The sequence below is a fragment of the Lacrimispora sp. genome, from assembly GCF_032078915.1.
GTDB lineage: Bacteria > Bacillota > Clostridia > Lachnospirales > Lachnospiraceae > Lacrimispora.
The window spans coordinates 33,590-51,230 of the sequence record NZ_DAMAUN010000041.1 but is presented as its reverse complement, the minus strand read 5'-3'; the positions used below and the strand labels follow the sequence as shown (position 1 = coordinate 51,230).

Below are 17,641 nucleotides of genomic sequence, written 5' to 3'. Positions count from 1 at the left end.
AGTTCAGTCCGGTTTTCCAGAGACTAGTCAGTCGTACTATTTGAGACATTATCTGGAACTAATTACAAAGAGGCTGGGGGTATCCTTTGATGGAACCATTATAAAAGGCGGTGTGGAAGGTATTCAAATGAAACCGGAAAAAGCCAACAAAAAATTCTTTGATCAAATGGAATCAATAGGCAGAACCTATGCCAGCAAAGGAATCATGGATTTTAACTTGAAAAAAGAATATGAAAAATCGGAGTATTTATCAAAAGGGACTCAAATATTATTTTCTATATTCTTCTTGACCGGATTAACGAACTACTATTGGGATTTCAATCTTAAGAAGAATAGTGCTTATGAAAAAAGATTTGCAAAACCATATACGGGATGAAAGCAAGTGGGGATTTTTTTTATAGTAAGGGAGGCATAGAGCGATGCGAGAGTATTTTATAAAAACAAACCGGATTGGTTTTTCCAAGTGGAGTGCTTCCGATTTGGATTTGGCTGCTCAGCTATGGGGAGATAAAGAGGTCACACAGTTTATTTGTGCTGCCGGAAAGTTTACACATCAGGATATCATTGACCGCCTGGATACTGAAATTCATAATGATGAGGTGTTTCATATACAGTACTGGCCTGTTTTTGAGCTTGCTACAGATGAACTGATTGGCTGTTGCGGTATCCGCCCCTTTAAAACGGATCCACATTCCTATGAGCTTGGTTCTCATCTGCGAAAAAAATACTGGGGTATGGGGTATGCCTCTGAGGCAGCAAGGGCCGTCATAAATTACAGTTTTGATATTTTAAAAGCAGATAAATTGTATGCAGGACATCATCCGCAAAATAAGGCATCAGAAAAGCTGCTCTTGAGACTGGGCTTTCAATATATTGGATTAAACTTTTATGAGCCGACGGGTTTGTATCATCCGTCCTATGAATACGAGACGTCAGCTTTGATTAAAGATTAGAGCAATTGAAAATTTAATTGTACCATATAAAAATTACAGGCCAATAGATTTTCTTGGATAGCTCAAGGAAAGTTTTAATGGGTCTTCTCATGAATGACCGATTTTACAGGCTAAGGATAACAAAATAAGCGCATCACGCCGAGCAACCACCACGCTGCTCGGCGTTAGTTCTTATTAACCCGAGAATTTATGAATCTGAGAATATTTTATTTCGTTTTGTTCTTCGTTCTAAATGGTCTGAAGAATGCGCGAATATCATCTGCCAGAACTTCGGGTTCCTCCATGGCAGTAAAATGACCGCCGCGGGGCATAGATGTCCAGCGGGTTATATTCAGATTTTGCTCAGCCCATTTTTTAGGTGGCAGCAAGACATCAGCCGGGAAAAGTGCAATGCCTGTTGGTACCTCTATGCGCCCCATCAAAGGCAAAGAATGCACGTTTTCATAATACATATTAGCTGATGACCCTATAGTATTTGTAACCCAATAGATCATTATATTCGTGAGCAGTTCATCCTCGCTGAACTTTTGTCGAAGGTCGCCGTTACAATCGCTCCATGAACGGAATTTTTCAATAATCCAGCCGGCCAAACCGACTGGTGAGTCAGAAAGTCCGTAGGAAATGGTCTGAGGTTTTGTGGATTGAATAGACATATAGGCTCCCTCATTGGAAATCCATTCTTGCGCACTTCTTTTGTATTGCAGTTCTTCTTCTGAAAGATCCTCTTGTTCTTTCGTATTTGCAAGACTTCTGATTATTCCGATGTCAGTCAGGTGAATTCCGTATAGAAGCTCCGGATGGTTTAATGCTAAATACCTCGTAATACCAGATCCCATATCTCCGCCTGCAGCAGCGAACTTTTCATAGCCGAGTTTTTCGGTCATTAGTTTAGACCAAAGCTCAGAAACACGACAATTGTTCATACCGCCACGCTCAGGGCGGCTGGAAAAACCAAATCCAGGGATTGAAGGAACGATTACATCGAAAGAGTCTTCCGGGTCACCGCCGTGGCGAGCCGGATCAGTGAGAAGAGGGATAATCTTCCGGTAACGCAAATAACTGTCAGGCCAGCCGTGAGTAAGAATAATAGGCAAAGGGCAAGGTCCTTTACCGCGTTCGTGAATGAAGTGCACATTGATACCCTCAATATCACTTTGAAACTGAGAAAAGCGGTTCAATTCAGATTCTTGTGCTCGCCAATCATAATGATCCCGCCAATACGCAATCAGAGATTTTAAGTAACCAATATCAGTACCTCGTTCCCAACTGGTATTTACTAATTGGTCTGGCCAGCGAACATGCTCCAGTCTGTATTTTAGGTCATCAAGTGTTTCGTTGGATATTTGGATATGAAAACGTTCAATGTCCATTATTTCTCCTTTCGATTATCGGTTCATGCAAATATTTTCACCATAATATGATGAAAAATAAATATATTTAAAGTGTACCATTTTAAAAATATGATACAATGAGAGAAATGAAGTTTTTAACTATACTATCTGCAGAGAGGGGAGACTGCAATGCCTCAATTTGACCGCCATAAAAACCGGACGGTAAAGATTGAATTTGTTACTGCCGAGGACTTTAAAACTCTTCCATATAAAGAGCGTTTTACAATTATTTTTATTACGGATGGAAATATCACAGGGATATTGAATGACCGCCCAATGAAAATATCTGCACCAGGTATTATGTGTTTATCGAAAGATGATACAATAAAAATATCTGACAGTAACAATATATCAGCGCAATCCTTCAGCTTTCATACAGATTTTTTAAACAGTACACGAATTTCCGAAAAACTGGACAACGTTTCAACGAATTTAAGAATACAAACCGGCCTTTCGCTTTTTCGCAGAGATCATTCACAAACCGGGGTACCCCTTGTAACCGCTAAAGCATATCCGCAGTTATTTGAGTGGTTTTTTGTGCTTGGAACAGAAGTGTTTGCCCAAAGCGATGCACTTTGGGTATGCAGAATAAAAAAATACCTTATACAAATATTGGGTCTGCTTGAGAATCTAAATCGCCAGGCGGAACAATCACCAGTTGATTTAGTTTTAGAATATATATACACGAATTATTCAAATAAAATTATATTGGAAGACTTAACCAGCTGTGCACACTTAAACCGAGTATCTTTAAATGAAATGTTTAAAGAAAGATGCGGATGTACGGCAATGGGATATTTGCAGTTGTATCGAATGCAAGTCGCAGGGGATCTTCTGATTCACACAGACATGAGTCTGAATGAAATTGCACGTTCAACAGGATTTGAATATGACACTTACTTTATAAAACAATTTACTGCTAAAAGAGGGGTATCCCCTACATCATATCGGAATATTTGCCGTGAACATGCCGCATCTATATAGGATGATTTCTCAAAAGCATGGTGCAGCAAGGGTGTTTGGGAGGAGGGATTCCATGTGAGGAATAAGAGCCGATGATTAAAATTTAAAAATGATGAATTCTAATTAGAAGGGAGATATTTAAGTGGAGTGTAAAATACGGGAATGGCAGATAGAGGATGCCGAAAATTTAGCATTAGTGATAAATAACAAGAAAATCCAGGATAATCTTAGAGATGGATTACCTTATCCCTATACTGCTGCAAATGCGAAAGAATACATTACCTCTATGTTGTCAGCGGGCAAGGAAGAGACATATGCTTTTGCAATTACGGTAGATGATAAAGCGATCGGAAGCATTGGAGTGTTCCGCTGTAACAACATTCATGTTAGAAGTGCTGAAATGGGGTATTATATAGCAGAATCCTATTGGGGAAAAGGAATTGGTACAAGTGCAGTGAAACAAACTTGCAGTTATATTTTTGAAAATACGGATATTATCAGGATTTTTGCAGAACCCTTTGCTTATAATACGGCATCTTGTCATATTCTTGAAAAGGCAGGATTCCAGTGTGAAGGTATCCTGAGAAAGAATGCAATAAAAAATGGGGTTATTCTCGATATGAAAATGTATGCACTGATTAAAGAAGATTGAAAAATCAGATATAACACGATCCATACTTTATATTAGGAAGGTGAATCCATGGGACATATTACAAGCAAAGATGCCTATAAGAATTTAGAAGAAAGAATCAATTGGTTCACACAAGGGGCTCCGCCAACGGAAAGCCTGTATAAAATTTTGCAAGTCCTATATACAGAAAAAGAAGCCAAATGGGTCGCATTATTGCCGGTTCGTCCATTTACAGCAAAAAAAGCAGCTAAAATCTGGAACACCAGTGAATGGAAGGCAGAAGCTTTTTTAGAGCATCTTTGCGAGAAAGCGTTACTTGTGGATTCATTTTATAATGGGGTACGTCAATTTGTAATGCCGCCGCCGATGGCAGGGTTCATCGAATTTGCATTGATGCGAACAAGAGGCGATATTGATCAGAAATATTTAAGTGAATTGTATTATCAATACATGAATGTAGAGGAAGATTTTGTTAAGGATTTATTTTTCGCTACAGAGACATATCTTGGACGAGTCTATGTTCAGGAGCCGGTTTTGACAAGTGAAAACACAATTCATATTTTGGATTATGAAAGAGCCAGCCATATTATTGATGATGCAGCTTATATAGGCCTTGGAACCTGTTATTGCAGGCATAAGATGCTGCATGCAGGCCACCCATGTGAAATAAATGCCCCGTTGGATGTTTGCCTCACCCTTGGAAATGTGGCCCGTTCTCTTGCAGAAAATGGGCAGCATGCAAGATTAATTGATAAGAAAGAAGCAATGGATGTATTAGAACGTTCTTATGCAGCGAATCTGGTTCAAATTGGCGAAAATGTTCGTGAAGCCCCGGCCTTTATCTGCAATTGCTGCGGCTGCTGTTGCGAAGCCTTACAGGCAGCGAGAAAATTCAGCCCAATGCAGCCTGTGGCTACCACGAATTATATACCTAACATTTCGGAACAATGTATAGGATGCGGTAAATGTGCAAAGGTATGTCCGGTATTGGCGATTTCCATGCAAAAAAACAAAGATGGGAAAGCAGCAGCTAACGTGGACGAGGAGGTATGCCTTGGCTGTGGTGTATGTGTGCGGAGCTGTCCTAAAAATGCCATTGAATTAGTACGAAGAGAGGTACAAGTCATTACACCGGTAAACAGTACCCATAGATTTGTGCTGCAGGCAATCGAAAAAGGAACCCTGCAAAATCTTATATTTGATAACCAGGCATTTGCCAACCATCGTGCAATGGCAGCAGTACTTGGAGTTATTCTTAAATTACCCCCTTTAAAACAGATGATGGCCAGCAAGCAGTTTAAGTCCATATATTTGGATAAATTATTGTCAAATAAGAGCACAAAAAGGTCGTAAAATGTATGCAGATACAATGAGGAGTAATTTCAAGATATAGCTTACTATAAAATCAAGAGGCTAAGTTTTTAGGTCGCATTTAAGGACCTGTAAACTTAGCCTTTTTATAAAGATGCAGAAAGGGAAAAATCTAAAGTAGCGTGAGCAATCAAGTACGATTAAAGCCTTTTGTTTCAGAAATCCTGATATTATGTTTTGTAAGGTAGATAAAGGCAAGATTGACTGCATAATTACATAATCTAACAGTAGATGATCAAGAGATACTCAAAAATATTTTAAGAAAAAAGGATATTTAAGGAAAAGATGACCCGAAAGAGCATATGGTGGATTTTTAGTATTAAATGGGCTGGCTTAATTAATATATTTAAAAGTTGAGTTTGATATATTTAATTTTTAAATTAATTATTTTAATATAATTATAAATATTATTGATTTTTATATTGACATATTTAATATGTGGTTGTATATTATAATCAAATACTACATCAGGAAGGTGAAAATATGAAATACAAAGCTCCGGGTAAATGTCCCGTATGCGGTGAGAAGCTTTCCATAACCAAGCTAAGCTGTCCCAGATGTTCTACAGCCATTGAAGGCGATTTCCAGCCTTGTGAATTCTGCCGTCTTCCAGAAGAGGATCTTGAGTTTGTCAAGGTGTTCATAAGATGTCGCGGTAATATCAAGGATGTTGAGAAAGAACTGGGAATCTCTTATCCCACGGTCCGCGGTAAACTGGATTCAGTCATAAGAGGTCTTGGATATGAAGTATCATCAAAAGAATTGATTAAGGAAAGTGAAGATAAAACAGCCGCAAGGAATGAAATTCTTGATCAATTATCAAGTGGTGAAATCTCTCCAAAGGAAGCAACGGAACGAATTAAAAATCTATAATTAATAGGAGGTCAGACTATGAGTGAACAACAGAAAATACTGGAAATGATAGAAAAAGGGCAGATTACCGCTGCCGAAGGGATGGAACTTTTGGAAGCTTTGAATGTGACAAAGGAGACAGAAGCGATCCAGAAGGTTGAAACCGTAACTGCTGCAAGACGAAACTATAAGTTCCTTAAGGTAAAGGTTACGTCGGATAACAGCTCCGTTAATGTTAATGTAAATATACCGTTGCGCCTGCTGACCACGATCAGTGAAATTGCTGATAAGATGACTACTATGGTTCCTGCGGATGCCAGAAGGGAGATGGAATCAAAGGGGATCGATATTTCCAGCATCGATTTTGCAAAGATCATCGAGGAGATCATAAACGGTACCCTGGATGACCCGAATATCGTTGATGTGGAAGCCTGGGATGAAGGCCATAAGGCGATGGTAAAGGTGAGAGTTTATGTCGATTAGGGGCTGTCGTTTTTTGTGGATCAAGCTCCGGGTTGAGAACAGAAGGTTCATACGTATTCCCTTACCAATCCCCTTGTATATCTTACAGGAATTATTGGACAGTTTTCAGGACTTATTGACTGCCACATGTTTTTTTATACCGAAATTGCCTGATCCGGGTTCAGCCGCCCCAATCACAATCTATTCAGTGAAAGAACTCGTTATCATGACTAAAAAACTGCTGGATTCTTTGGCCGGGGATGAACCATATGATCTTGTCGATATTACAACTGACGAAGTCAAAGTATTAATTAAAATCAGGTAAAGCATGTTTATTGGAGGTAATAATGTCGAAACTGTTCATAAAATATATATCTATAATAATAGCGATATATCTGCTGTCATTGGTAATACCCACGATTTATATTGGCAGTATCTCAGCGCTTCTTATTATGGGATTGGTGCTGTTAGCAGTAAACTTTATATTAAAGCCGATTCTGCTATTGATTACATTACCGGTCAGCCTGCTGACCTTAGGATTATTCAGCTTTATTGTAAATGCCTGGACGATCATGATTGCAGATCATTTTGTAACAGGTATAAGTATGGGCGGCTTTCTTAATTCACTGCTTGCCGCTTTTGTCATCGTTATCGTTAACCATATGCTAAAGGATAGGAATTAGGCGTCAAATGAAGAGGATAGTCCAAATATAACTTTGGACTATCCTCTTAAGCTGTCCGGCCTGGGCAGGGTAGGATTAACATATTAAACAATGATTAATCGGTAGTCAGTTTATGAATGATCTGCTGGTGCTGGGGATATTTTGCTATCAGATCATTTCTTTTAAATAACTCAAAATCTCTAAACTCAAATCCTGGCGATACCATGCAGCCGACCAATGCATATCCTTCATGATTCATAGCGGAACCAAATATATAATTTTTCGGCACTAATATTTGAGGTTTTTCACCATTTTCTATGTCGAGTCCAAGCTGTTCCGTGAAAAACTCTCCTTCTGGGCTGATCATATAAATCGTTAGCGGAGAACCTGAATGGTAGTACCACATTTCATCAGATTTAAGCCTGTGGAAGTTAGATACTTCTCCGTCCCTAAGTAAAAAATAGATACTTGTCCAAAGGATTCGAGACCCTTCAAATTCAACCTTTAAATCATTTGAGGTTATATTTTCTTCGGACGCATAAATCTCCTTATAAAACCCGCCTTCCGGATGCGGTGTCATGTTCAAGTTTTTAATAAAGTAATCTGCGGTATTCATAGTGTAACTCCTTTCAACTTTTCCTTATTTTATTATATCTTATTATTTGGATATGTAAATTTAAATCCACAAATTTCATGAATTTAAAAACTTTTTAATTTCACTGAACCAGGTTCGTCCACTTTATTATTTGAATTTGCCTCTGATAAGGAATTCCGGTACTTAAGCGGAGTCATACCGTGGTGACGCTGGAACATCGTAATAAATTTACTGCAGTTATGGTATCCTACCTGCTTTGAAACGCTGGAAACGGAGAGAGAAGATTCACTTAAGAGATTGCAGGCAATGGACATACGAAGAGAAGTCACATATTGATGGATGGACATATGATACAGATGAGAAAATCCTGCCTTTAATTTCTGCGTATTCAAATACACCCGTCCGGCCAGTTCCTGTATGGTGGGCGGAGTACATACCTCCAGAGTCAGAATATTATGTGCTTCGTGAAGCGCTTTTTGATCGTCCTCACTTAACAGTATGTTTTTTCCGGAAGGTAAGGTAATGATCAGTTGGGAGGGTCCTGAGAGAGTTTTCGTAATCATCTTCTGAGAGTAGGTTTTGGTGAGTTCTGATATGATCTCTAAAACTTTACTTTCTATAAGCATAGGGGTAAGAGTGTCAAGGTTCGCATGATATTCGAGGTTTTGGAGAAGCTGCAGCAGTATGGGAGAAAGTGAATTTTGTAAAAGGTTTGGTGGTAGATCCTCAAATCTGATACAGTAAGGCGCATAGGTTTTCGCCAGGTATTCCTTAAAGTATCTTTCTCTTATTACAATTTCAGCAGCATGATAATGCTGCCCCGCTTTCCAGGTCTGGGTCCCTTTTCTGCCGGTTCCAGTTAATAAAAATGAAGTGGGACATAATTTGAATAAAGGTTGTCCCATAAGCTGATATTCCGCTTCCCCTTTTAAAAGATTGCTCATTTGAAAATAAGGTTCTTCGATCGAAAATTTTAGGGTGAAAGTTCGTACAGGAGTATAATTACTGATAAATAGCTTATAATATCCCTCTTTCTCAAAGCAATAAATCTTTCCTAAATCCGGGTTTTTGGGATGGGAATATAAGGAATAAAACCCCATATTTTTAGGTTCAAATTGAAGATGCCGGAAAAAACCGGCATGATAATCATCCATATTTTTATATATCATAATGTAAATCCCTCTGCCTTCTTTGTATTTCTCTGTATTTTCTCATTTTAGCCCTTAAAAGGAGAAATTATATCCCCATCAGATGCTGCGCTTGACAACCGATATCATTTTCGCTATAATCAACCCTGTTCTGCCGGTTAGTCTGTTCTAACTCTTGCATTATAGGTTATTTTTAGAAGCATGTAAAGAAACTTTAATCAAATAATACGAGAAACAGCTGGCAGAATTTAGAAAGATTTGGAGGAATATCCATGGAGTTAAGCGCAAAAGGGCTTTCCCTGTGTTATGAGGGGAAAGAAGTGGTTCATCAGCTTGATGCTGGGATCAGGGAAGGGAAAATCACAGCATTGATCGGTGCAAACGGGAGCGGAAAGTCCACCCTTTTAAAAGGCTTTGCAAGACTGTTAAAGCCTTCAGCCGGTGATGTAATACTGTTTGATGAACCTTTGGCGGCATACGATACGAAGGAAATAGCCAGACATTTATCATTATTGCCCCAAAATCCTCAAGCCCCTCTTGGAATCAATGTCTATGAGCTGGTCTGTTTTGGCAGGTATCCTTATTTGAAACGATATAAAAACGATCTGACAAAAGAAGACCATAAAAAAGTGGAAGAGGCCATGAAATTAACCGGTACCTGGGAATTTCGCGACAGGGATATTCATGCATTATCCGGAGGCCAGCGTCAAAGAGCCTGGATTGCATTGACCCTGGCACAGGACAGCAAAATTTTATTGCTGGATGAGCCCACCACGTTTTTGGATTTAACTCACCAATTGGAAATACTCAAGCTTTTAAAGAAGTTAAATCAGGAGTTTAAAAAGACGATCGTGCTGGTCATTCATGATTTAAATCAGGCGGCAAGGTTTGCAGATGATTTAATTTGTTTAAAAAGCGGAGATATTTTGTACAAAGGAGAAGTCCGGGATGTTTTTACCAGTGAAATGCTTAGGGATGTATTTCAAATAGATGCAAAAATTATTCTTGATCCAAGAAGCAACCGGCCGGCATTCCTATCCTATGATCAAGTTGAGAAGGCATAAAAACATGCAGTATAAGAAAAAATACATGAAAAAAACAGATCGTGCAATAGACTTACGAAAAAGGCTGTACAGGCTGATATTTGCTTTGGGAATCCTTATATGCGTACTTATAACAGCCAGTTTGCTGATGGGCTTAAAAAATTATTCCTTGAAAACCCTGTGGGAAATCGCCGTCGCATATGACCCTATGAATCAGGCACACCAGATTATATATACCGTACGCCTTCCAAGGGTCATAGGCGCTTTATTGACCGGCTGCATACTTGGCATCTGCGGACTGATTATGCAAAGCATCAGCAATAATCCCCTTGGCGACCCCTCCCTTCTTGGTGTTTCAGGGGGAGCCAGTCTGGTAATAGCAATTTGCTATGCCATCAGTATGAATATCGGTTCGGTACAGCGTTCCATAACAGCCATGGCAGGTGCTGCGCTGGCCATGCTGTTTGTCAGCCTCTTATCCAGTAAAATGGGAAGAAGAACGGATCCTCTGAAACTAATGCTTGCAGGAACCGCTGTTTCTAACTTCTTTGGCAGTTTATCCCTGATAATAGGAATCCGAAGCAGGACTTCCAGAAGTTTAAGCTTCTGGATAGCAGGCAGCCTTGCAGGAATTAATGCAACAGACATTTTGTTTTTGGCTGTCAGCTTACTTGGGATTTTACTTATTATTCTGCTTTACCGGAAGGATTTTGCCCTGATGGTTTTAGGGGATGAGCTTTCAACGGGACTGGGAGCCAATGTAGACAGAGCCCGTAAAGCAGGACTTCTGGTGGTGGTGATCGGTACGGGAATCAGTGTTTCCGTAATCGGAAATGTAGGATTTGTCGGACTGTGCATACCACATATAGCAAGACTGCTGTTTGGCAGCCGTTTTTCTTACTTACTTCCGGCGGTTGCCGTTATGTCGGCATTTTTGCTGGGAGCGGCAGATTTTATGGCACGTTCTGTCAGTGCACCTCTTGAAATTCCGGTAGGCGCTATTACAGCTCTAATAGGTGCACCGTTCTTTTTGTACCTGGCAAAAACTCAGAAAAAGCACGGAGGGGAGATTGCACAGTGAAACAAAAACAAACGGATGTAAGGTATCTTGCTGCAAAAAGGTACAAACGGATATTAGCCATCGGTATATTACTTATTGTTATTACGATTGTCATTTCCCTCAACATGGGAGCAATATCTATTTCTCCTGGTGATATGATCCGGACGTTAGCAGGGGCAGGAACTTCTAAAAATGAATTGGTACTGTTTTCTTTCCGCCTGCCAAGGCTGGCAATGATTTTGATCGTGGGAACTGGTATGGCACTCAGCGGAGCGCTTCTGCAGGGCATTACCAGAAATGATCTGGTTGATTCCGGAGTCATGGGGATTAATTCGGGAGCAGGACTTTTTGTCGTATTATATATTTACTTTTCCGGCGGAGATACACATATCGTAAATGCCGCCCAGTATTGGATACTGCCTGTGATTGCCATAGGCGGAGGACTTTTGACGGCAATGATCGTCTATTTGCTGACCTGGAGCAAAGGAATATCTGTTATAAGACTGCTGCTTACAGGGGTGGCCATAAATGCTGTCATCAATGCCTTGATTTTAATTTTCCAATTAAAAATGAATGAATACAATTTTAACAGGGCAATGGCGTGGTTATCCGGCGACATATGGAAAGCCGATTGGCCGTTGATCGCACTTCTTGGCGGATGGACTGTGATTCTTTGCATCTTTTTAAGCAGGCAGACGCAGGAACTTGATATTCTGAGGTTAGGAGATGAGTGGGGAGTAACCTTAGGTGTTAAGACGGAAAAGAGCCGTTTGCTGCTTTTGTTAACGGCTGTAGCCTTCGCTTCCATAGCGGTGGCAGCAGGTGGAACCATCAGTTTTCTGGGGCTTCTTTCGCCTCATATCGCGCGCAGGCTTACCGGTGGATTAAGTAAATATTATCTTCCTGTTGCCGCATGTATTGGAATCGGAATCACCTTGCTTGCAGACGTCTGTGCCAAATTTATATTTTCTCCTGATGGGATACCAATTGGGTTAATGGTTGCTATGGTAGGTGCGCCCTATTTTATATATTTGATCATAAAATATAATTAAATGTTTTTATACGAATTGAATGAAAGGATGCCGCTAAATGATTTATGCGGCTTTACTACGAAAATGAGTAGTATATGGTGTTGAAAATGAAACGACGAACTGGTATGTTTATAGGTCTGGGCTTGATCGCTGTAATTCTTACAGGCTGCGGAGCGAATAAGGAGACTGCTGCAACTGGCGCATCACAGGCGGAGAGCACACTGGATAGCACAAGTGCCTTTAAACCTGTAAAAGGCGGAACCCATACTTTTAAGGCAGTAAATGGATTAATAGAAATCCCTGATGCTCCTCAGAGAGTGGTAGTGCGTACTTATCTTGGAGAAGTTATGGTTTTAGGAATACCTGTTGCAGGAAGTGAAGAATGGAGTCTTGCGAATCCTTATCTTGATGAAGAAAAAAAGGCCCGGATAAAAGATGTTGGTTACCCCATGAATGTCGAAGAGGTTCTTGCTCTGGATCCTGATCTTATTATTACAGATTCAGAAGAAGGACTGGCCGAAATGGAGAAGATAGCACCTACGGTTTTTATCCCCTTTAATACCAATCGAGATATTAAATCCTCCATTCGTTATTTTGGAGAGATGTTAAATAAGCAGTCAGAAGCAGAAGAATGGATTAAAGCATTTGAAACAGAAGCCGCAATACAGGCTGAACGTTTAAAGGAAGCCGGAATGGATATGAATGCCAGTGTGGGTCTCTTTGAATTTGCCAATGGAAAAGTATATGCATTCGGTGATAATATGGGAAGGGGCGGACAAGTTCTGACATCAGGACTTGGGATGAAGCAGCAGGAGAAGTTACAGGAAGTCAGTGACGGACAGGGCTGGGCAGAAATTTCTATTGAAGCACTCTCAGAGTATGCGCCGGATTATATGTTTGTTACTATTTATACGGCAAATGGGGAACCAAGCAAAGATGTAGAGGAGATGAAAAAAACCTCTGTATGGAAGAGCCTTCCGGCAGTACAAAATAACAGGGTCATTGAATTACCTTTTGAAAAAATTTATTACTATGACCCTGTCGCTGTACTACAGCAGTTAAAAATCGTAACGGATTCCATACTAAATACCATGAAATAATATTTGTGCATTCATAAAGAGCAGAATACCTCCTGACAGCAGATGGCAGTATGGGAGGTGTTTGTATCATTGACTTTCTTTATCTCTAGGGATAAAATTAATAAGGCAACCAACCCCAAAGGACATAGAAAGGAGCAATTTATGTTATTCGACATTTTAAAATCCAGGAGAAGCATTAGAAAGTTTCAAAATAAGGAAGTTGAAAAAGAAAAGATCGATGTGATTCTTAAAAGTGCCCTGCTGTCTCCATCATCCCGGTCCATCAGGCCCTGGCAGTTTATCGCCGTCACCGATGCGGATCTGATCCGCCGGCTCTCTCTTTGCAGAGAACCTGGTTCTCAGTTTTTAGCAGGTGCTCCTTTGGCAATTGTAGTCTTAGCGGATAAAGGTGCAAGTGACATCTGGATTGAGGATACTTCCATAGCGTCAACGATTATTCAATTGACGGTACAGGACTTAGATCTTGGGTCGTGTTGGATTCAAGTAAGAGAAAGATTCCATACAGAGCAGGAGACAGCAGGAGATTATATAAGAGAAGTTCTGGAAATACCTGAGCAATATAGAGTTGAATGTATGATTGCCATTGGCTATCCTGCAGAGGAGAAAAAGCCATATGAAGAAAGTACACTGCTCTATCAAAAGCTTCATTACAACAAATTTTAGATCTAATTAAAATAGGATATTGCAAAAAAAGACCTCTTGCCGTAAGACTAAAATACGACAGGAGGTTTTAGTTATGCCTGAAAGCTATATAATATCGGTCCCATACGAACAAAAACAGGCCTGATATTGATATTATTCGATAATATATGCACTTAGAATCTCTCCGTAATAAGCGGTATGAAAATCTTTGTTTGCACCGTGGAATGAACTGTCTACATCCTGTGGGTAAAATGCGTTTCTGTATTCTTCGGTAATTTCATGCTCATCTTGCTTTTGCTTATATACGACCCTGCACTCAAGCGTTAAAGGAAGTTCCTTAATAGCAGGAACAGAAATAGCATTGGGTGTTTCAAGTGTCAGGTTAAGCTCTTTGATTTTATCAATGGAATGACCGGATTTTGTCCCGCAAACCCCCAGGATCTTTTTATCAAAATCACCATATGGTATATTTATCGTGAATTCAGGATTTTTTTCCAGTTGAAGTTTTGTAAAGCGATTTTCTCTAACGAAAACAGTAAAGATCGGTTTTGACCATTCAATTCCCAGGGTGCCCCAGGAAATTGTCATGGAATTCACCTTGTCATCTGTCTTTGTGGTAAGCAATACGCCTGTTTTTAGTGCTTTCATAATCTCATTGGTATAATCAAATACTTCTATTTCCTTTTTCATTGTGTTATCCTCCTTGTCATTTTATATTTATAATATTATGATAGGTTAATTATATTAGCAAGTATGCACTTTTAGGTTAGATACTATGAAAAAGGAGAGTGACAGCAACTATATCCAGCTTTCAGGGGCGGAGATACCAGTCTTGGACTTTTCAAAGAACAACCCCACTTGATATCCGTCAGCCACAGCGTAGTGAACGGTAATGGAAAGAGGCATAACTTTTTTAATTTTTAGGTTTCCAATAACGAGAGCCGTTTGGCTCGCGGCATAATAAACCATTATCAATAAGTTCCCGCCTGAGTATGAAATAATCTCCGAAAGTATGCCATTCTTCGCAGATGGAGTTCACTTCCTTTTCAGTATAATTACGGTCTGATTCAAATTTTTCTGCCAGATAACAGAGTGCAGCCATTCTAATGGTTTGCTTTTGAGGTAATTGCATTATTTTTCCGTGATCATCAAGAAATTTATCTATATTAATTTTATGTTCCAAATTCATCTTTTCCTTTCCAATAAAATAGTTACAACATTAAAATGAATGAAATGATCAGTTTCATCGTTTTACATGCCTTTTCCCCAAGAATAATTGTAGCTCCTGGTTACAGGTTTTTCAATAAACGCTCCGTAGAGTTCCACGATTGGCCTGTAATCCATTTACAAATTCCCGCTTGATGAGGACAGTCTAAAAAGTATGATATCGCCGGAGTATTTTCAAAGATACTGAAATCAAAGACGATTCCATTTCTCTTAATGGGATGTGCGCGTTCCATTCTTTTAGGAGGGCTGCACTTCAGGTTCTAAAAGGGCCAATGGAGATTTATATTGTTTTGCTTATGGGGTGTTCTCTGATATTGGTATTGTCAACACTATTCCAAATACAAGAAATGACATATCTTCAGTTATTAACGCCAAAAGAATTAACCGGGAAAGTCATTTCTTGTGTTATGTGTATTTGTATGTGTATGTGTACGGATCCTCTTGGACAGTTCCTCTATGGTATTGTGTTTGAAAAGATGGGAAGCAGCACATATTCCTTTTTATATGGCTGCTTTGATCATGTTAGGAATTAGTGTTTTTACCCGCCCCATGTTCTATGGAATGGATCATCCTGTCCTTAACGGGCATCGATCTCACGGATGAGGTTGACCATTTCAATGGCTCCCATCGCACAGTCAAAGCCTTTGTTGCCGGCCTTGGTGCCTGCACGCTCAATGGCCTGCTCGATGTTTTCTGTGGTCAGCACGCCAAACATAACAGGAATATCACAGCTTAAGGATATACTGGCAATGCCTTTGGACACCTCATTGCACACATAATCGTAGTGAGTTGTGCTGCCGCGAATGACTGCACCAAGGCAGATCACCGCGTCATATTTCCCGCTTTTTGCCATTTTAGAGGCAATTAGCGGAATTTCAAAAGCTCCGGGAACCCATGCGATGTCTATGCTGTCATCACGGACCTCATGGCGCTTTAGCCCATCCAAAGCACCGCTTAATAATTTCCCGGTTATAAATTCATTGAAACGTGCAGCAACAATGCCGATTTTAATATCCTTTGATACGAGTTTTCCTTCAAATGTTTTCATTGTAAGCTCTCCTTCAGAAATATATTAATAATTCAAAATATGGCCCATTTTTTCCTGCTTGGTTTTTAGATAAAACAGATCATTAGCGTTAGCATCCATCTGGATGGGAATTCTCTCTGTAATCTCTATCCCAAAGCCAGAAAGCTGATAGACTTTGTCAGGGTTGTTTGTGAGCAGGCGCAATGTTTTTACTCCAAGGTCACACAGAATCTGTGCACCGATAAAATATTCCCGCATATCACCATCAAAGCCAAGGGCGAGATTAGCTTCCAGAGTATCCATACCCTTATCCTGAAGGGCATAGGCACGCAGTTTATTGATCAATCCAATTCCGCGGCCTTCCTGGCGCATATAAAGCAGAATTCCGCGGCCTTCCTTCTCTATTTGTGTCATTGCTGCCGCAAACTGCTGGCCGCAATCACAGCGCTCAGAGCCGAACGCGTCGCCGGTGAGGCATTCGGAATGAACACGGCATAAAAGATTTTGGCCATCACCGATCTCACCTTTTACTAATGCCACATGATGCTCCCCGTTTAGCTTATTGATGTACCCATAAACCTTGAAATCACCGTATTTTGTCGGAAGATCAGCGCAGGTGGCCTGTTCAACAAGCTTATCTTTTCTTTTGCGGTACTCCTGTAAGGCTTTTATGGTAATTATTTTTAGCCCCCACTTTTCAGCCAGTGCCATCAAATCCGGTGTGCGCATCATGGTTCCGTCCTCCTGCATGATCTCGCAGCACAGACCGCATTCCTTTAATCCTGCCAGCCGCATGAGATCCACCGTAGCTTCGGTATGTCCGTTTCGCTCCAGGACGCCGTTTTTTCTTGCAAGGAGAGGGAACATATGACCGGGCCGGCGGAAATCTTCCGGCCTTGCATTGTCCTCCACGCATTTCCTGGCAGTAAGGCTGCGTTCTGCTGCTGAAATTCCGGTGGTGGTATCGATATGATCGATGGACACAGTAAAGGCAGTTTCGTGGTTATCATTATTATCAGTGACCATCTGGGGGAGTTTCAGCTTTTTACATAACTCCTCGCTCATTGGCATGCAGATGAGTCCTTTGCCATGGACTGCCATAAAATTCACATGGTCCGTGGCAGCAAATTCAGCGGCACAAATAAAATCACCTTCATTTTCCCGGTCTTCATCGTCTGTCACCAGAACAATATTTCCTTGCCGCAGCTCATCCAGTGCTTCTTCTATGGTGTTAAATTGAACCATTTTAATTCCTCCTAAAATCCATATTTTGTAAGAAAGTCGGCGGTGATGTTATGTTTGGATTGCTGTATGCCCATCAGCCGTTCCACATATTTACCGATACAGTCGTTCTCAAGATTGACCGTATCACCAACGCTTCTGTTTGATAAAGTAGTTATTGACGCAGTATGGGGGATGATAGAAACGCTGAACAAGTCCCTTTCAACCTTTGCTACGGTAAGACTGATTCCGTCGATCGCAA

At 40.4% G+C, this 17,641-nt stretch carries 20 protein-coding genes and 1 pseudogene; 13 read left to right on the top strand and 8 right to left on the bottom strand.

What is annotated here, in order from left to right; genetic code table 11:
- Both RT269_RS16475 and RT269_RS16470 read left to right on the top strand, forming a co-directional pair.
- Nucleotides 1-376: hypothetical protein (locus RT269_RS16475; protein ID WP_331664179.1), on the top strand; the 376-nt coding region annotated here is incomplete at its 5' end.
- Between the two features lie 43 nt (nucleotides 377-419).
- Entirely contained in the window at nucleotides 420-953 is a 534-nt protein-coding gene (locus RT269_RS16470; RefSeq protein ID WP_313184162.1) for a GNAT family N-acetyltransferase, read from the top strand.
- 206 nt (nucleotides 954-1,159) lie between these two features.
- Here RT269_RS16470 and RT269_RS16465 read toward each other — a convergent pair whose 3' ends face one another.
- Nucleotides 1,160-2,323, bottom strand: a complete 1,164-nt coding sequence (locus RT269_RS16465; RefSeq protein WP_313184160.1) for an epoxide hydrolase family protein — start codon at nucleotides 2,321-2,323, stop codon at nucleotides 1,160-1,162.
- A gap of 150 nt (nucleotides 2,324-2,473) precedes the next feature.
- Here RT269_RS16465 and RT269_RS16460 point away from each other — a divergent pair, with 150 nt between their 5' ends.
- The 6 genes from RT269_RS16460 (at nucleotide 2,474) to RT269_RS16435 (ending at nucleotide 7,306) form a co-directional block, all read left to right on the top strand.
- Nucleotides 2,474-3,328 carry a helix-turn-helix domain-containing protein gene (locus RT269_RS16460; protein WP_313184158.1) on the top strand — a complete coding sequence of 285 codons (855 nt, stop codon included), beginning with the start codon at nucleotides 2,474-2,476 and terminating at the stop codon, nucleotides 3,326-3,328.
- Between the two features lie 121 nt (nucleotides 3,329-3,449).
- Entirely contained in the window at nucleotides 3,450-3,959 is a 510-nt protein-coding gene (locus RT269_RS16455; RefSeq protein WP_313184156.1) for a GNAT family N-acetyltransferase, read from the top strand.
- Between the two features lie 48 nt (nucleotides 3,960-4,007).
- Nucleotides 4,008-5,291, top strand: a complete 1,284-nt coding sequence (locus RT269_RS16450) for a 4Fe-4S dicluster domain-containing protein (protein WP_313184155.1) — start codon at nucleotides 4,008-4,010, stop codon at nucleotides 5,289-5,291.
- A gap of 501 nt (nucleotides 5,292-5,792) precedes the next feature.
- Entirely contained in the window at nucleotides 5,793-6,182 is a 390-nt protein-coding gene (locus RT269_RS16445; protein WP_313184153.1) for a DUF2089 domain-containing protein, read from the top strand.
- A gap of 18 nt (nucleotides 6,183-6,200) precedes the next feature.
- The gene (locus RT269_RS16440) at nucleotides 6,201-6,644 is read left to right on the top strand and encodes an SHOCT-like domain-containing protein (RefSeq protein WP_313184152.1); all 444 of its coding nucleotides are present in this window, start codon (nucleotides 6,201-6,203) and stop codon (nucleotides 6,642-6,644) included.
- Nucleotides 6,645-6,970: 326 nt separating this feature from the next.
- Nucleotides 6,971-7,306, top strand: a complete 336-nt coding sequence (locus RT269_RS16435; protein ID WP_313184150.1) for a phage holin family protein — start codon at nucleotides 6,971-6,973, stop codon at nucleotides 7,304-7,306.
- 94 nt (nucleotides 7,307-7,400) lie between these two features.
- On the opposite strand, the gene RT269_RS16430 is transcribed toward RT269_RS16435, so the two are convergent.
- Both RT269_RS16430 and RT269_RS16425 read right to left on the bottom strand, forming a co-directional pair.
- Nucleotides 7,401-7,901 (bottom strand): cupin domain-containing protein, encoded by a 501-nt coding sequence (locus RT269_RS16430; RefSeq protein ID WP_313184149.1) that lies wholly within the window; start codon nucleotides 7,899-7,901, stop codon nucleotides 7,401-7,403.
- 83 nt (nucleotides 7,902-7,984) lie between these two features.
- Nucleotides 7,985-9,049 carry a helix-turn-helix domain-containing protein gene (locus RT269_RS16425; protein WP_313184148.1) on the bottom strand — a complete coding sequence of 355 codons (1,065 nt, stop codon included), beginning with the start codon at nucleotides 9,047-9,049 and terminating at the stop codon, nucleotides 7,985-7,987.
- 251 nt (nucleotides 9,050-9,300) lie between these two features.
- Here RT269_RS16425 and RT269_RS16420 point away from each other — a divergent pair, with 251 nt between their 5' ends.
- The 5 genes from RT269_RS16420 (at nucleotide 9,301) to RT269_RS16400 (ending at nucleotide 13,925) form a co-directional block, all read left to right on the top strand.
- Nucleotides 9,301-10,092: an ABC transporter ATP-binding protein gene (locus RT269_RS16420; RefSeq protein ID WP_313184146.1), complete on the top strand. Its 792-nt coding sequence runs from the start codon at nucleotides 9,301-9,303 to the stop codon at nucleotides 10,090-10,092.
- A 4-nt stretch (nucleotides 10,093-10,096) separates the two neighbouring features.
- Nucleotides 10,097-11,152 (top strand): FecCD family ABC transporter permease, encoded by a 1,056-nt coding sequence (locus tag RT269_RS16415; protein WP_313184144.1) that lies wholly within the window; start codon nucleotides 10,097-10,099, stop codon nucleotides 11,150-11,152.
- A complete protein-coding gene (locus RT269_RS16410; RefSeq protein ID WP_313184142.1) occupies nucleotides 11,149-12,183 on the top strand; it encodes a FecCD family ABC transporter permease in 1,035 nt (344 codons plus the stop codon). The genes RT269_RS16415 and RT269_RS16410 overlap by 4 nt, the downstream gene beginning before the upstream one ends.
- Nucleotides 12,184-12,269: 86 nt before the next feature.
- Nucleotides 12,270-13,262, top strand: coding sequence for an ABC transporter substrate-binding protein (locus RT269_RS16405; RefSeq protein ID WP_313184141.1), 993 nt, complete (start codon nucleotides 12,270-12,272; stop codon nucleotides 13,260-13,262).
- A gap of 141 nt (nucleotides 13,263-13,403) precedes the next feature.
- On the top strand, nucleotides 13,404-13,925 hold the full coding sequence (locus RT269_RS16400; protein WP_313184139.1) for a nitroreductase family protein: 522 nt from the start codon (nucleotides 13,404-13,406) through the stop codon (nucleotides 13,923-13,925).
- A 132-nt stretch (nucleotides 13,926-14,057) separates the two neighbouring features.
- On the opposite strand, the gene RT269_RS16395 is transcribed toward RT269_RS16400, so the two are convergent.
- The 5 genes and pseudogenes from RT269_RS16395 to RT269_RS16375 all read right to left on the bottom strand — a co-directional run.
- The gene (locus RT269_RS16395; RefSeq protein WP_313184138.1) at nucleotides 14,058-14,594 is read right to left on the bottom strand and encodes a flavin reductase family protein; all 537 of its coding nucleotides are present in this window, start codon (nucleotides 14,592-14,594) and stop codon (nucleotides 14,058-14,060) included.
- Nucleotides 14,595-14,817: 223 nt separating this feature from the next.
- Nucleotides 14,818-15,087, bottom strand: coding sequence for a DUF2087 domain-containing protein (locus tag RT269_RS16390; RefSeq protein WP_331664178.1), 270 nt, complete (start codon nucleotides 15,085-15,087; stop codon nucleotides 14,818-14,820).
- A gap of 621 nt (nucleotides 15,088-15,708) precedes the next feature.
- Complete coding sequence (gene ribH / locus RT269_RS16385; RefSeq protein ID WP_313184135.1) at nucleotides 15,709-16,179, bottom strand: 6,7-dimethyl-8-ribityllumazine synthase; 471 nt, start codon at nucleotides 16,177-16,179, stop codon at nucleotides 15,709-15,711.
- Between the two features lie 24 nt (nucleotides 16,180-16,203).
- Complete coding sequence (locus tag RT269_RS16380; RefSeq protein ID WP_313184133.1) at nucleotides 16,204-17,403, bottom strand: bifunctional 3,4-dihydroxy-2-butanone-4-phosphate synthase/GTP cyclohydrolase II; 1,200 nt, start codon at nucleotides 17,401-17,403, stop codon at nucleotides 16,204-16,206.
- Nucleotides 17,404-17,414: 11 nt separating this feature from the next.
- Nucleotides 17,415-17,641 (bottom strand): annotated as a pseudogene (locus RT269_RS16375) (riboflavin synthase); the annotation flags it as partial.

Bases quoted from the DNA above. Each gene is read 5' to 3' on its own strand.
- RT269_RS16395 (WP_313184138.1), bottom strand. From the start codon at position 14,594: ATGAAAAAGGAAATAGAAGTATTTGATTATACCAATGAGATTATGAAA.
- RT269_RS16425 (WP_313184148.1), bottom strand. From the start codon at position 9,049: ATGATATATAAAAATATGGATGATTATCATGCCGGTTTTTTCCGGCAT.
- RT269_RS16465 (WP_313184160.1), bottom strand. From the start codon at position 2,323: ATGGACATTGAACGTTTTCATATCCAAATATCCAACGAAACACTTGAT.
- RT269_RS16435 (WP_313184150.1), top strand. From the start codon at position 6,971: ATGTCGAAACTGTTCATAAAATATATATCTATAATAATAGCGATATAT.
- RT269_RS16470 (WP_313184162.1), top strand. From the start codon at position 420: ATGCGAGAGTATTTTATAAAAACAAACCGGATTGGTTTTTCCAAGTGG.
- RT269_RS16380 (WP_313184133.1), bottom strand. From the start codon at position 17,403: ATGGTTCAATTTAACACCATAGAAGAAGCACTGGATGAGCTGCGGCAA.
- ribH (WP_313184135.1), bottom strand. From the start codon at position 16,179: ATGAAAACATTTGAAGGAAAACTCGTATCAAAGGATATTAAAATCGGC.
- RT269_RS16400 (WP_313184139.1), top strand. From the start codon at position 13,404: ATGTTATTCGACATTTTAAAATCCAGGAGAAGCATTAGAAAGTTTCAA.
- RT269_RS16430 (WP_313184149.1), bottom strand. From the start codon at position 7,901: ATGAATACCGCAGATTACTTTATTAAAAACTTGAACATGACACCGCAT.
- RT269_RS16415 (WP_313184144.1), top strand. From the start codon at position 10,097: ATGCAGTATAAGAAAAAATACATGAAAAAAACAGATCGTGCAATAGAC.
- RT269_RS16405 (WP_313184141.1), top strand. From the start codon at position 12,270: ATGAAACGACGAACTGGTATGTTTATAGGTCTGGGCTTGATCGCTGTA.
- RT269_RS16440 (WP_313184152.1), top strand. From the start codon at position 6,201: ATGAGTGAACAACAGAAAATACTGGAAATGATAGAAAAAGGGCAGATT.
- RT269_RS16445 (WP_313184153.1), top strand. From the start codon at position 5,793: ATGAAATACAAAGCTCCGGGTAAATGTCCCGTATGCGGTGAGAAGCTT.
- RT269_RS16420 (WP_313184146.1), top strand. From the start codon at position 9,301: ATGGAGTTAAGCGCAAAAGGGCTTTCCCTGTGTTATGAGGGGAAAGAA.
- RT269_RS16450 (WP_313184155.1), top strand. From the start codon at position 4,008: ATGGGACATATTACAAGCAAAGATGCCTATAAGAATTTAGAAGAAAGA.
- RT269_RS16460 (WP_313184158.1), top strand. From the start codon at position 2,474: ATGCCTCAATTTGACCGCCATAAAAACCGGACGGTAAAGATTGAATTT.